We start from the raw sequence: 13,213 nt of genomic DNA on the forward strand, positions 1-13,213 counted from the left end.
CAAGGTGCAAGCTATATATATAGATATATACTTGCACCTTGCACTAAAAACTACCTTGTAATAAACAAGATACTACTAAAATAAGTATCTTTGTAAAATGATTCAAGAGGAGTTCAAATTTTACAAGCCATGTAAGTTGCTGCAACCTTATATAAGATATTATTGGGTATTCAAGAGCAATCGACCGCTGGATGCCTTTACTTATCCTATCGGTTGCTCTCAAATCATTTTCCATAAGCAAGCACCGTTATATATCCCTGAACTGAATGTTACACAAGACAAACTGACTGTCAGCGGACAAGTTAATTTCTCGTCACACCTATATGCAGACGGAAATATAGAAATGATAGTGGTTGTATTCCACCCTCACGCTATGAGTATGTTTCTGAACATACCGACTTCACTCTTTTATAATCGAGAAGTGTCCGGTTACAGCCTTGAAAACAAAAGTTTGAATGAACTGGCTACACGAATATTCGACTGTGAGAATAATTCTATTTGCATAAGCTATATAGAAAAATGGCTGGTGTCACAAATTGCCGATAATTTAGCTAATACCACATACAAAGTTAAAAGGATAGATGCCGCCATACAGCGAATATATATCACTCCGCAAATCTCTGTAAACGAATTATCTTCTATTGCCTGCCTAAGTAAAAAACAATTTGAGCGGTTGTTTCATTCATTTGTAGGCATCAATCCCAAAGAATATACCCGTATCGTCCGCTTCCAAAAGGCTTTGGCGCAGATGCAGCATCAAGCGGGTAAAGAAATTAATCAGGCACAAATAGCATACGCCAGCGGCTATGCCGACCAGTCGCACTTTATCCGGGAGTTCAAGAAGTTCTGCGGATATACGCCCATGTCTTTGCTGAAAGTATCAAATCCATATTCCGATTTGTTCACCAATCCCGTATAAATGTCCCGTTTGTTCTATCCGGCTTCAAGTGCTTCTCCTACCTTTGCCGCCTGATTCATTAAATGAAAATAGCATTAAGTATGAAAGAAGTAAATCCCCAAGAAACCGGTCGGGCATACGCCTTTGAAATGTGGATGAACGCACCTATGCCGATGGTGACGTTCTTTAAGACCCTCAATGTGTCACGCCTTGTGAAAATCAGCCGGAAATCGGGCATGAAGTTTAATATGTTGATGTGCTGGTGCATCGGCAAAGCCGCAAGAAGCGTGAAAGAATTTTATATGCTGCCCGTTGGCGGTAAACTGATGCAGTACGATACCATTGCAGTAAACACCATTGTCGCCAACAGAAAGGGCGAGGTAAGTTCGTGTGATATTCCTTTCTGTGATGATTTATCTTTGTTTAACCAACATTATCTGCAACTTACCAAACAAGTGGCTGAAAGTTGCGTCAATAACGACTTGACGGAAAGCATGGTTATCGGAACTTCCGCATTGGCACAATATGAAATAGACGGTGCTGTCGGGATGTATAGCGGCATTTTTAATAATCCGTTTCTTATTTGGGGCAAATACAAACGCCGCTTGCTGAAAACGACGCTCACCGTTTCTTTCCAGTTCCACCACACGCAAATGGACGGGGCGCACGCTTCCCGCTTTTTGGACGGGATTCAGAGAGCAATTGACAATTTGCAGTATAAGTAAGTTTGCTATAAATGATATACACAGGTTACGATTTTGCAGCTTATTTCAAAAATGACTATTTAGGGTAACTGATTTCGTAACAGATTGAGTAACTTTGCTCTCAATAATAGAAACAGCAATGGAAACAGACATAGAAACCAAATATTGCCAAACCTGCGGAATACCCTTAGATATTGACTACAATAATCTTGGGGTAAATACGAGTGCGGAATATTGCGACTATTGTTTGAAGCATGGTGTCAAGGGTTACGATTTTTCGATGGACTATCTGATTTACCTTTGGGGGCTTTTCCCCGAAGAGTATTATAAAGAAGTAGGTATATCCTATACTTCGCAGGAAATCAGAGAGGTAATGTCAAAACGGCTTCCCGAAATAAAACGGTGGAAACAAAAAATCAATACAGCCCACGTGTTATATGAGCTGATTGTAAGGGTACAAAAATACATTAACCGCCATTTGTTCGAGGAACTTAGTTTAGATGCCCTATCGCAAACGGCAGGTATTTCCAAATACCATTTCCGGCGTGTTTTCAAGGCTGTATGTGGTGAAAATGTCGGGCTTTACATTCAACGGTTAAGATTGGAATATATCGCTTTCAAGTTAATTTCAACCGATATAAGTGTTACAGAATTGTTATGCCATATAAACTACCAAAACAAACATACACTTTCAAGGGCATTCAAAAGTTATTTTAAGTGTACGATACCGGAATTTCGTAAACTACATTCCAATGCTAACCCCGCAGGAATGTATCCGGTGCAAATTGTTCCTTGCATTGAGAAAGTTCCGCCTGTTCGTATTGCCTGTTTGAAACTGGAATGGACGGAACATATAAACCATGATTTTACGGTATTATGGAAACAGATTCTACGCCTTTCTGAAAATTGCGGTTTACAGTCAAGTGGCTGTAAATTTATAAGCCTTACATTGGATTGTCCGCTAATTTCTTCAGAAGAACAAACCCGTTTCATGGTGGGTATAACCGTTACGGAATCATTTAACGTTCCCAATGGCTTTTCTGTTCATGAAATAGAAGCCGGAGAATATGCAGTGTTTCAATTCAAGGGGTTATATCACGAGTTGAACAGAGTATATCGTTACATATACCTTGATTGGTTGCCGACAAGTGGATATGCGCTACGGGAGCCTTACACATTTGAAACCTATCTCAATACTCCCGAAAAGACCCCTGTTTCGGAGTTGAGAACGGATATTTATATTCCTATTGTGCGAAAGAACAAATGAATGACTTAAATAAGGAAATTGAACAACAGCTAAGAAATGAAAATGCCGATTTTGTTCACTTCGTGGATATTTCCATGCTGGATATACGACAAAACCGGGGTTTTCCCTATGCCCTACTGATAGGAATTGCCATAAATCCACATTTTATCAAAACTGTACATGATAGTCCCGATTATGTGCATACCCTCAGCGATGAATATGCACAGGCAGAAAAACGGGTGGGAATGATTGCAGACAAACTGGCTGGGCGGCTTATCAGCAAAGGTTACAAAGCATTATCACAGTCCGACAATGCCTTGATAACCGAGAATACATTTGACTTCACAACAAAAACGTCCGTTTTACCACATAAGACCATTGCCGTACTTAGTGGTACTGGTTATATTGGCAAAAACAACCTGTTCATCACGGCTGAATATGGAGCGGCACAATGTCTTGGCTCTGTCCTAACAAATGCCCCTTTATCAATAATGGAACACGAAATCAAGTCGTCGCAATGCGGTAATTGTAATATATGCAGGGATGTATGCCCTCAAAAAGCGTTAAACGGCGTTGTATGGGACATGAATGTTTCAAGGGATGAGATAGTAAATGTTTATGACTGTGTTACGTGCTTGAAATGTTTGGTTTATTGCCCGAAAACAAAGGCATACATGAAACGACATATCACTATGAAGTAAGATGAAGGGGTATATAGGTAATATATTGCAGGAAATAGACATAGAGATTGACGAAATCGACCTCTACGGCTATGATATTATCGAAACCTCTCTTTCAATGGTACATAAGCTGCAAACGGTTCTTGATGATTTGAGAACTAAAATACAAACCTATATATTTCCAACCAAAGAGGACGAAATCTTATTTTTCAAGACACAGAAACCGGAAATACTCGGTCGGTTGCTATTCTTCTATAAGATATACAAGATTGAAACACAATGCCCTAATGGTAGCGATGAAGTGATTAGGAATTATATCAATCGGGAACTGGATAATCTGACCTATTTCTTCAATCGCAATTTGGACTTTTATCAATACTACCGTTCACACTCCACTGTGTACGATGAATACTACTTTGTACGTGGAAAAGCTGATTTGCGGTTATGTACCGATAGCGCTCAGTTTGATAAAGACCCTAATTTCTCAACCGGATATGACTATAAAGTGGCAAAGATTATCGCCAATGAAATGCTGCGCATTTATTTGAATAAGCGATTGGTGAAACTGGTAACGAATAATCAGATAGAAGATAACCTACAAAGATGCTTCAAATATCCGTTCCGCTTCACAGGCAAAAAGTCATATCTTATCGAACTGGGATATTCTCTTGTATCTTCGGGCGACATAAACAATGGCAACGTGGAGATAAAAGAAATGATGAATTTCCTTAGTACAATATTCCACATGGATTTAGGGGATTATTACGCTTCATATATAGCCATGAAAGAGAGAAAAGACCGGACGGCATATCTTCATCATCTGATAGATAATCTTGTTAAGCGGATGAATGAGGATGATATGAAATAATATCCAGTATTCCAGTATGTAGAAGTACCATGTTCACCCAAACATGGTACTTTCTTTTTATGGTAAAATCTACTTTGAAAAATGACATTTCGGGGAGCTTTTACACCATTATTCCCCTAAAATAGCCTGAAAAAAAGTAATACCATGATAGATATAACCATGACTTTTAGGTTATTTCCTCTCTCGAACTTTGCGGCAAATCAATAAGTTAGCAATATGGAGATTATAACATTTGAGTCAAAAGCCTATAAGGAGCTTGACAACAAGATTACCGCCATAGCAGACTACATTTTCAATCACTTGGACGAAAACAAGACTGATGAAGATGAAATTTGGGTGGATAGTTACGAAGTCTGCACGTTCCTGAAAATCAGTGACCGTACTTTACAACGCCTAAGGGCGGCAGGAATGATTTCTTACTCCGACATCAAAGGGCATTACTTTTACAAGATTAAGGAAGTAAAGCGAATGTTGGAAGAACGCTTGATTAAGCGTGACAAGGAGTGTATAAATGAACTGATAACCAATCATCAGAAATATGTTAAGGAAAGAAGAAATTCTAAGCAGAACAAATAACGGTCTGCTTGTTTTCAAACATTACTTACCCGGCGACTGGCGTATTGGCAGGCACTTTCTTAATCCTCTTTATCAGGACAAGAAAGCGTCCTGTAATATCTACTTCGACCGCCATAGCGGTATGTACAAGATGAAAGATTTCGGTAACGACAATTATAGCGGCGATTGTTTTTTCTTCGTGGGGCAGTTAAAAGGGCTGGATTGTAACCGGGCGGCTGACTTCGTGGAGATACTGGAAATCATCGATCGGGATTTGGGCTTGGGGCTGACTTCCGGCACTCCGGTTTCCATTCCCCCGGCAACCGTCCGCCGGGCAGTGCCGGACAAACCCGAAGAAACAACCGAAAAGCCAGTCAAGCCCTACCAGTTCCGGGAACAGAAGTTCCCGCTTGCCGAACTGGTGTACTGGCAACAGTACGGCATCACGCCCGAACTGCTGGAACGTTACAAGGTCTGCTCGCTCCGGGAATACAACAGCGAAACGGCAGAGGGCAAGCCGTACACCTACACTTCATCGGTGGCAGAACCCATGTACGGCTACAAGGGCAAACAGCACATCAAGCTGTACCGCCCGTTCTCCACGCCCCGTTTCCTCTACGGCGGCAGTTTCGGCGAGAACTACTGTTTCGGACTGGAGCAACTGCCCGCCAAAGGCGATACGTTATTCATCACGGGCGGCGAGAAAGACGTGCTTTCGCTGGCGGCGCACGGTTTTCACGCTATCTGCTTCAACAGCGAAACAGTGACGATACCGCCCACGTTGGTTTATCGGCTGACATTCCGATTCAAGCACATAGTCCTGCTTTTTGACATGGACAAGACGGGCAGGGAAAGTTCATGCAAGCAGGAAAAACTGTTGGAAGAATTTAGCGTGAAACGGCTGCTGCTACCGCTTCCGGGAACGAAAGAAGAAAAGGACATATCCGACTATTTCAAGGCAGGAAATACCCGTGAAGATTTCCTGAAACTGTTTATCGAATTTTTAGACAACCTGTATAGCGACACATTGATTATGCTAAAATCATGCGAGATAGATTTCAACAACCCGCCCGCCAAAGCGCAAGAGATTATTTCGGCGGGTGACGTTCCATTAGGGACGCAAGGCAACCTGTTCGGCATCACCGGGGGCGAGGGAACGGGCAAGAGCAATTATGTAGCCGCAATCGTGGCGGGCTGCATCTGCCCGGCTGGTGCGGAAGTAGATACGCTGGGCATACAGATAACCGCCAACGGCAGGCACAAGGCGGTCTTGCTCTACGACACCGAACAGTCGGAAGTGCAACTGTTCAAGAATGTAAGCAATCTGCTGGCACGTGCCAAACAGCCGGACAAACCCGATGAACTGAAAGCGTTCTGTCTTACAGGTATGTCACGCAAAGAACGCCTGAACGCCATTGTGCAGAGCATGGATAAGTTCTATTACCAGTACGGCGGCATCCAGTTGGTCGTCATTGACGGCATTGCAGACCTTGTTAAGAGTGCCAACGATGAAGCGGAAAGCATGGCGGTGATAGATGAACTTTATCGGTTGGCGGGCATTTACAACACCTGTATTCTTTGTGTGCTGCACTTCGTTCCGAACGGCTTGAAGCTGCGGGGACATTTGGGTAGCGAGTTGCAGCGCAAGGCGGCTACAATCCTTTCGATAGAGAAAGACGAAGAACCTGCCCAGTCAGTGGTGAAAGCACTGAAAGTAAGGGACGGAAGCCCGCTAGACGTGCCGCTGATGCTCTTTGCATGGGACAAGGAAGCCGGGATGCACGTGTACAAGGGCGAGAAGCCCCGTGAGGAAAAGGAGAAGCGCAAGGAAAGGGAACTGGTAGGCGTTGCCCGTGACATTTTCGGGCGACAGACACATATCACTTATATAGACCTTTGCGAACAATTACAGCAGGTCTTGGATGTTAAAGAACGCACTGCAAAGAGTTATATCCGCTTTATGCGTGAACGGGAGATTATCATTAAAGACCCGGTGAACCAAAGCTATTTTATGATAGGTCTTATTTAATCCGGTAGCCTTATGTATATAGATAAAGAAAATTTCGTGGTTTGGATGGAGCGTATTATGGATAGGCTCGATATGCAGGACAAAAAGATAGACCGTCTTTTAAGCGGTCACAATTACCTGAACGGTGAAAAACTCCTTGATAATCAGGATTTGTGCTTTATGCTGAAAGTGAGTACCAAAACCTTGCAACGTTACCGGAAGAAAGGAATACTGCCTTACTTGACGTTAGACGGAAAATATTTCTACCGTGCAAGTGACATACACAAGTTAATCCGTGAACGCATGGATTGATTGATAATCAATATCATATATTTTCATCTTGAATCCTGTCTTGTTATGATAATAAGGCAGGATTTCTATTATTTGCAAGGTTATTCCGGTGATTTTCGCTACTTTTGCAAAAGTAACATAAGAGAATAACGGCGGTTGAACAGTTTTGGCTGTAATATCGTCATTATAATAACATATTCGTTCGCCGAATATCTCAAAGTAGAAAACTGGCACTTTTCAAAATGAAACGAGATTTCAGCGCAATGTCTATGCTATGCTTTGTCATAGCGTGGGCTTGCCTGTCCCGTTTCAAAGGTATTGCCAGTACCTCTACTTTGGAGCAGTGTAAGTTCACGCTTCTTTTTTTGAGGTAGCAGCGGACAGTTTGAAAAAAGATTATCAACTGTTTAATACCTGATAGGATGAAACAAATTAAAGCGCATATCGCCGTATCTCTTGACGGACATACAGCCACCTTAGACAAGGAACTGGATTGGTTACCCGATGAAGTAAAAACTATCGTTGGCAAATACTATTTGGATGCTGATTGCCTGCTTATGGGGGCGAACACCTACAACTACATCTTTGAACACTGGGGCGGGTGGCCGCACAAAAGCAAACGGTCTTTTGTGGTGTCACACTACGACACCAACGTAACGCCGGACTGCGGCGTGGAGTTCCTGACCGAAGAACCGCTGCAAAGGATTTATGAACTGAAACAGGAAACAGACATGCTGGTGGTGGGCGGCGGCAAGCTGCTTACTTCATTGATTAAAGCCGGGTTGCTGGATAGCCTGACAATCTACACCGTCCCGGTCATGGCGGGCAAAGGCATCGGCTTTATCGGGGAAACATTCGGCTCACATTGGAAACTCTCGGAAAGCAGGGTGCTGGATAACGGGGTGGTCTGTTCGACCTACCTGTTTGGCGGCAGCGAATAAAAAATGCGCCCGGTTCCCGCCGGGCGCAACCACTAAAATTTCAATTATTCTAAGTTGTAAAACCTATCACAATGAAATTTCAGTGGCAAAGATAGGCTATTTCTTCGGTTTCGCTTTCTTTTCGGGGAATGAAAAACCGACATTGAATTGCTCGTCCAGCACAAGCGAAGCATCGAAAGCCTTGCCGTTCTTGCCCTTGAAGCCCTTGATTAGCCCGGTCTTGCGTTTCGTCACCAGCTCGATAATCTGCTTGTCGGAAAGCTGCTTGTCGCACTTGTTGCGGAATATGGTAAGCGTGCAGTCCACGTTGGAACACTTCGCCACTTTCGGGTAGAACAAGATACGTCCGTTATTGCATTTGGGGCAGGGACAAGCTTCGCCATTGGAGATAGACAACTGTACCGATAGCAGTTCCGCCGTGATTTGGGTGGCGTACACCTCGATGCCCTTTCGGAACGTGTCGGCATCCATGCTGCCCGCTTCTATCTTGGAAAGGGCGGTTTCCCACATACCCGTCATTTCGACATCGGCAATCTTCTTGTCCCTGACTATCTTGTAAACGGCAAGCCCCTTGTCGGTGGGTACAAGGTTCTTCTTCTCACGCACGATGTACTGGCGGGCGAACAGCGTTTCAATAATCGCCGCACGGGTGGCGGGTGTGCCTATCCCGGCATCTTTCAGGCTGGCTTTCAGTTCGGCATCTTCCAGTTCCTTTCCGGCGTTCTCCATTGCCGCAAGCAGGCTGCTTTCCGTGTGCAGCGGTTTCGGCTTGGTCTGCTTTTCGAGCAGATCCACGCCGGAGAGTGGCAAATATTCTCCCTCTTGAAGCGGCGGCAGGCTGGCGGCTTCTTCATCACCTCCCGTTTCCTGCTCGCCGAACACGGTACGCCACCCGGTAACTTTCATCACAGACCCTTTTACCGTGAAGTCAGTATCTCCAGCCGACAATATGGCGGTGGTAATGTCTTTCACGCACTTGCCCGAAAAGGCTTCCAGCATACGCCCGGCTACCAGCTCGTAAACCGCCCGCTCGTCTTTGGAGAGTTCACCGGGCAGGTTCTCGGTAACGATTAAGGCGTGGTGGTCGGTCACTTTGCCGTCATTCACGCTACGGCGGTTCAGGGGTGTGCCGTCCAGCCCGGCGGCATACCCGGCAAAGCGGGAGTATTGCCCTAACAGGGCGATACGCTCCGGCATTTCATCGAAAACGTCCTCCGATATATAGCGGCTTCCGGTTCTCGGATAGGACATCACTTTCTTTTCATACAGGCTTTGCGCTATGGAAAGCGTCTTGTCAGCCGAGAAATTCAGCTTTGTATTGGCTTCCTTTTGCAGCGTGGTAAGGTCGTATAGAAGCGGCGGTTCTTGGCTGGCTTCTTTCCTCTCAACGGATTTCACGGCAAGTTGTCCGGCATCCTTTACCCGTTGCAGGGCGGCTATAGCTTCGGGCTGCTGTTCCCACTTGGCGGTCGATTGGGCGGTGAAACTTATCCCCCCGCTGGCGGTCGCCGCTTTGAGTTGCCAAAACTTGGCGGGTACGAAATTCTTGTTCTCCAAATAGCGGCTGCATATCATCATGAGCGTGGGTGTCTGTACCCTGCCCAGCGAGAACACCCCCTGCCCGGCGGCTACGCTCAACGCTTGGGTGGCGTTTATCCCTATCAGCCAGTCTGCTTCGCTGCGGGACTTGGCAGAGAGGTAGAGGTTATCGTAACATTCTCCCGGCTGCAAGTTATCCAGCCCCTCACGGATTGCCTTGTCGGTAAGGCTGCTTATCCACAGGCGCACAAATGGTTTTCGGCAGTTCAGGTAATGGAAGATGTAGCGGAAGATTAGCTCACCCTCACGCCCGGCATCGGTGGCGACAATAATCCGGTCGCACTGGTCGAACACTTCCTTTATCACTTTCAACTGTTTCAGCACGCCGGGGTCTGCCTTATAACCTTTCTCCACTTTCACCTGACGGGGGATTAATTGGAAATCGGGCAGCAGTATGGGCAGGCTCTCCCTGCGGAAGTTCGCCACGCCGTAGGCTTCCGGCATGGCAAGCTGGATTAAGTGGCCGAACGCCCATGTCACTATATACCCGTTGCCGGAAAGATAACCGTCATTACGCTGGGTCGCACCGATGATGCGGGCGATGTCCTTTGCCACGCTGGGCTTCTCTGCTATCAATGCAATCATGTTGTTTCTTTTTTATGGTTTGTTACTGGTTTGATTTTCTGTAAAATTTTACGGTCATAATAAATATGGTAGCCGCCCATGTAATACTGGCGGTTGTGCCTGTCTATTTCTTTCCAGTCGGTTTTTGAAGAAAGGACTATGAAGAAAATCATGATGACAAGCGGAATAACTATAATATAGATTAGCTGCATACCTTTATAATTTCATTCCTTTGGACTTCTTTGGCTTATCCGCTTTCAGGCTCTTGTCCTGCGCCTTATCCTGTTTCTCTTTCTGCTTGGCGGTGGGCTTGTCCTGACCCTGTTTCAGCGGCTCTTTGCCCTGTTTGGTGGCTTCGTTGGTCTTGCCCTCCGAATTGACTGCTACTTGTGTCCGGCTCTCGGCGGCGGGGGTAACGTCTTTCGGCTGCACCTTGTCGGGGGATTTGCCCTGTGCGCCGGGCTGCACATGACCGTTGAACTCAACGCCCTTGCCGTCCTTTATCCCGGCTACCTGCTGCTCTGCGGGCTGCTGTCCCTGCTGCAAGAACTGGACGGCGGCACGGGGCAGGAACTCCAAGCCACGCTCCACCGCACTGACTTGCAAATAGGCACTGCGCTTCGTGCCGTCCCTGAATTGCAGGTTTTCCATTTTCACCGCTTGTCCGGCTTCAAAGGCGGCTTTCTGCTCCGGGCTGACTTTCACGCCGCAAATGGTGTCGGGGCATTTCCATTTGTCAGCCCGCATATATTCCAGTTCGTGCGTGTACCTATCCCGGCTGACGAACACGGGGATTTGCTCGCCGCTTTTCGGGTCTTTGATTCGGGCGATGCCGCCCAAGTTGCCAGTGCCTTGCAAGTTGCCCTGTTCCTGTTTGGTGAACCCGTGTTCATGGAACGGGCGTTGCAACAGTTTCTCGTCCTGCCGCACGCCGTGCAGCTTGGGTACTACCGTGCCGTCCTTAGCCTGATAGAAAGAGAGCTTGACATCGGTAGGTTTGAGGTAGAAGCCGCCCACCGTCCCCGAAACGGTGTAGGTATTGCGGGACTTGTAGCCACGCATCACCCGGTCGAAGTCCTTTGTGTTTTTTAGGGTGTCGGCGGTGATGCCGACTTTTTTCAGGTTCTCCCAGTCGATTTTTGCAGGGTCGAAGCGGTAGCCCTGCTTGAACTCGTGGAAGTCGGGCTTCGGAACTTGTAACATTTCAACCCGCTTGTCACCCTCCGGTGTAGGGTTGTGGTGGTTGTCCTCGATTGCCTTTGCGTTCTGCTCCACTCCGGAAGCCTTGACGCTGAACAATTCCAGCCCGGAAGTGTCCTGAAACTTGCGGAAGAAATTGGAAATGAAGTTGCTGAACACATCGCTGTTCTTGTCCACCTGCATGAACTCGCCGCCATGTGTCGGCGGCACGGTCTGCAAATTGCCCTCCTTGTCAATACCCTTAACGGCACTCACCTTGCCCTGCTGTTTATCCAAGACCAGCAGCACGTCTTTTTCCTGCCCCTCTGCGGGCGGGGTCATTCTGTTTGCCATAAATGATTGAAATTTTAGCGGTTACGGGAATAGTCCCGCCCAAAGGTAGCGACTAAATATGCTATATTTGGACGGGCGACAACGGCTGTCCGAATTTGTCCTGCGATGTCCCGATTTGTCCAGTCGGGATTAAAAAGAGGTGATAAAACAGGAACAATCCATTACTTAATCCAAAGAAAAACATAACTTTGTAACCAGTTATTATACATACAGAATATGACAGAGAAAAACAGTTCTATATTATCTCCCGAATATCTCAACTTCAAAAATGAGATAACCGCCCGTATCAGGTCTGCCCAGTATGAAGCATTAAAGGCAGTAAACAAAGAAATGATAGCCTTATATTGGGAAGTCGGCAAACGGATTACCGAGCAACAGACGGCATTAGGTTGGGGAAAATCCGTTGTGGAAAACCTTTCACGGGACATACAGAAAGAATTTCCGGGAATAAAAGGTTTTAGCGCACGGAATATATGGGACATGACACGTTTTTATACTGAATATCAGTCTGATGAAATTCTGCGAACATTGCTCGCAGAAATTAGCTGGTCAAAACATATAGTCATTCTGACGAAGTGCAAGGAAACCCAGCAACGACAATTTTATATATTGGCGACAAAGAAATACGGGTGGACTAATAATGTCCTTCTTAATAAGATAGAAGCCAAAACTTACGAGAACTATCTGCTTGGACAAAGTAATTTTGATATGACCCTGCCTGATAACATTAAGAACCAAGCCATACTTGCATTAAAAGATGAATATACATTTGACCTTGTGGGGCTTGCAGAGGAACATTCGGAATATGAACTGGAACAAGCTATTATTAAGAATATCCGTGCATTCCTTATGGAATTCGGTACGGATTTTTCATTCATCGGCAACCAATATCGGCTGGAAGTGGACGGAAGAGAATACTTCATAGATTTACTTCTGTACAACAGGCGTTTACAAGCTATGATTGCCATAGAACTGAAAATCGGAGAATTCCAACCGGAATATAAAGGTAAAATGGAGTTCTATCTGAACATACTGAATGATACGGTGAAATTACCACATGAAAATCCGGCTATCGGTATTATTATCTGCAAGTCCAAAAGCCGCATGATAGTGGAGTATGCTTTGAAAAGTTCCAATATGCCTATCGGGGTGGCAACATATAGCCTTTCTTCCGAATTACCCGAAGCCTATAAAAAACTATTACCGACATCGGAAGAAATAGCCAAAAAGATAGAAATATTAATCGAAAAATAAGAAAACTGCCACAACAGTGAAGTGCACCCCAAAAGTTAGACACAAAACTTTTGGAGTGCATTTTTTATGAAG

General features: G+C 45.5%; 13 protein-coding genes. 10 read left to right on the forward strand and 3 right to left on the reverse strand.

What is annotated here, in order from left to right:
- Nucleotides 1-97: 97 nt before the first annotated feature.
- From E5342_RS12995 to E5342_RS13040, 9 genes are all read left to right on the forward strand, one after another.
- Nucleotides 98-919, forward strand: coding sequence for a helix-turn-helix domain-containing protein (locus tag E5342_RS12995; RefSeq protein WP_135959523.1), 822 nt, complete (start codon nt 98-100; stop codon nt 917-919).
- Between the two features lie 80 nt (nt 920-999).
- Nucleotides 1,000-1,623, forward strand: coding sequence for a CatA-like O-acetyltransferase, family 2 (locus E5342_RS13000; protein WP_135959524.1), 624 nt, complete (start codon nt 1,000-1,002; stop codon nt 1,621-1,623).
- A 118-nt stretch (nt 1,624-1,741) separates the two neighbouring features.
- Nucleotides 1,742-2,869, forward strand: coding sequence for a GyrI-like domain-containing protein (locus E5342_RS13005; protein WP_135959525.1), 1,128 nt, complete (start codon nt 1,742-1,744; stop codon nt 2,867-2,869).
- The gene (locus tag E5342_RS13010; RefSeq protein WP_104404246.1) at nt 2,866-3,549 is read left to right on the forward strand and encodes a 4Fe-4S dicluster domain-containing protein; all 684 of its coding nucleotides are present in this window, start codon (nt 2,866-2,868) and stop codon (nt 3,547-3,549) included. The genes E5342_RS13005 and E5342_RS13010 overlap by 4 nt, the downstream gene beginning before the upstream one ends.
- Before the next feature lies 1 nt (nt 3,550).
- Entirely contained in the window at nt 3,551-4,396 is an 846-nt protein-coding gene (locus E5342_RS13015) for an RteC domain-containing protein (RefSeq protein ID WP_135959526.1), read from the forward strand.
- A gap of 216 nt (nt 4,397-4,612) precedes the next feature.
- Nucleotides 4,613-4,972 carry a helix-turn-helix domain-containing protein gene (locus E5342_RS13020; protein WP_004325475.1) on the forward strand — a complete coding sequence of 120 codons (360 nt, stop codon included), beginning with the start codon at nt 4,613-4,615 and terminating at the stop codon, nt 4,970-4,972.
- Nucleotides 4,935-6,980 carry an AAA family ATPase gene (locus E5342_RS13025; RefSeq protein WP_135959527.1) on the forward strand — a complete coding sequence of 682 codons (2,046 nt, stop codon included), beginning with the start codon at nt 4,935-4,937 and terminating at the stop codon, nt 6,978-6,980. Before E5342_RS13020 ends, E5342_RS13025 begins: the two co-directional genes overlap by 38 nt.
- 12 nt (nt 6,981-6,992) lie before the next feature.
- Nucleotides 6,993-7,271 (forward strand): helix-turn-helix domain-containing protein, encoded by a 279-nt coding sequence (locus E5342_RS13030; protein WP_135959528.1) that lies wholly within the window; start codon nt 6,993-6,995, stop codon nt 7,269-7,271.
- Nucleotides 7,272-7,672: 401 nt separating this feature from the next.
- Nucleotides 7,673-8,191: a dihydrofolate reductase family protein gene (locus E5342_RS13040; protein WP_135959530.1), complete on the forward strand. Its 519-nt coding sequence runs from the start codon at nt 7,673-7,675 to the stop codon at nt 8,189-8,191.
- Nucleotides 8,192-8,287: 96 nt separating this feature from the next.
- On the opposite strand, the gene E5342_RS13045 is transcribed toward E5342_RS13040, so the two are convergent.
- Genes E5342_RS13045 through E5342_RS13055 form a run of 3 tightly spaced genes read right to left on the reverse strand, consistent with a single transcriptional unit; the run spans nt 8,288 to nt 11,887 of the window.
- Nucleotides 8,288-10,375: a type IA DNA topoisomerase gene (locus E5342_RS13045; RefSeq protein WP_135959531.1), complete on the reverse strand. Its 2,088-nt coding sequence runs from the start codon at nt 10,373-10,375 to the stop codon at nt 8,288-8,290.
- Nucleotides 10,372-10,566: a hypothetical protein gene (locus E5342_RS19775; protein WP_135959532.1), complete on the reverse strand. Its 195-nt coding sequence runs from the start codon at nt 10,564-10,566 to the stop codon at nt 10,372-10,374. Before E5342_RS19775 ends, E5342_RS13045 begins: the two co-directional genes overlap by 4 nt.
- Before the next feature lie 4 nt (nt 10,567-10,570).
- A complete protein-coding gene (locus tag E5342_RS13055) occupies nt 10,571-11,887 on the reverse strand; it encodes a DUF4099 domain-containing protein (RefSeq protein ID WP_135959533.1) in 1,317 nt (438 codons plus the stop codon).
- Between the two features lie 216 nt (nt 11,888-12,103).
- On the opposite strand from E5342_RS13055, the gene E5342_RS13060 reads away from it, so the two are divergent.
- A complete protein-coding gene (locus tag E5342_RS13060) occupies nt 12,104-13,141 on the forward strand; it encodes a PDDEXK nuclease domain-containing protein (protein ID WP_121737303.1) in 1,038 nt (345 codons plus the stop codon).
- The last annotated feature ends 72 nt before the right edge of the window (nt 13,142-13,213 follow it).

It is taken from the genome of Parabacteroides distasonis (genome assembly GCF_004793765.1).
In the GTDB taxonomy this organism is placed as follows: Bacteria; Bacteroidota; Bacteroidia; order Bacteroidales; family Tannerellaceae; genus Parabacteroides; species Parabacteroides distasonis_A.

What these genes read in the sequence shown, in the direction of transcription:
- E5342_RS19775 (WP_135959532.1), bottom strand. Translation starts at nt 10,566, where the DNA reads ATGCAGCTAATCTATATTATAGTTATTCCGCTTGTCATCATGATTTTC.
- E5342_RS13010 (WP_104404246.1), top strand. Translation starts at nt 2,866, where the DNA reads ATGAATGACTTAAATAAGGAAATTGAACAACAGCTAAGAAATGAAAAT.
- E5342_RS13025 (WP_135959527.1), top strand. Translation starts at nt 4,935, where the DNA reads ATGTTAAGGAAAGAAGAAATTCTAAGCAGAACAAATAACGGTCTGCTT.
- E5342_RS13005 (WP_135959525.1), top strand. Translation starts at nt 1,742, where the DNA reads ATGGAAACAGACATAGAAACCAAATATTGCCAAACCTGCGGAATACCC.
- E5342_RS13055 (WP_135959533.1), bottom strand. Translation starts at nt 11,887, where the DNA reads ATGGCAAACAGAATGACCCCGCCCGCAGAGGGGCAGGAAAAAGACGTG.
- E5342_RS13020 (WP_004325475.1), top strand. Translation starts at nt 4,613, where the DNA reads ATGGAGATTATAACATTTGAGTCAAAAGCCTATAAGGAGCTTGACAAC.
- E5342_RS13040 (WP_135959530.1), top strand. Translation starts at nt 7,673, where the DNA reads ATGAAACAAATTAAAGCGCATATCGCCGTATCTCTTGACGGACATACA.
- E5342_RS13015 (WP_135959526.1), top strand. Translation starts at nt 3,551, where the DNA reads ATGAAGGGGTATATAGGTAATATATTGCAGGAAATAGACATAGAGATT.
- E5342_RS13030 (WP_135959528.1), top strand. Translation starts at nt 6,993, where the DNA reads ATGTATATAGATAAAGAAAATTTCGTGGTTTGGATGGAGCGTATTATG.
- E5342_RS13060 (WP_121737303.1), top strand. Translation starts at nt 12,104, where the DNA reads ATGACAGAGAAAAACAGTTCTATATTATCTCCCGAATATCTCAACTTC.
- E5342_RS13000 (WP_135959524.1), top strand. Translation starts at nt 1,000, where the DNA reads ATGAAAGAAGTAAATCCCCAAGAAACCGGTCGGGCATACGCCTTTGAA.
- E5342_RS12995 (WP_135959523.1), top strand. Translation starts at nt 98, where the DNA reads ATGATTCAAGAGGAGTTCAAATTTTACAAGCCATGTAAGTTGCTGCAA.
- E5342_RS13045 (WP_135959531.1), bottom strand. Translation starts at nt 10,375, where the DNA reads ATGATTGCATTGATAGCAGAGAAGCCCAGCGTGGCAAAGGACATCGCC.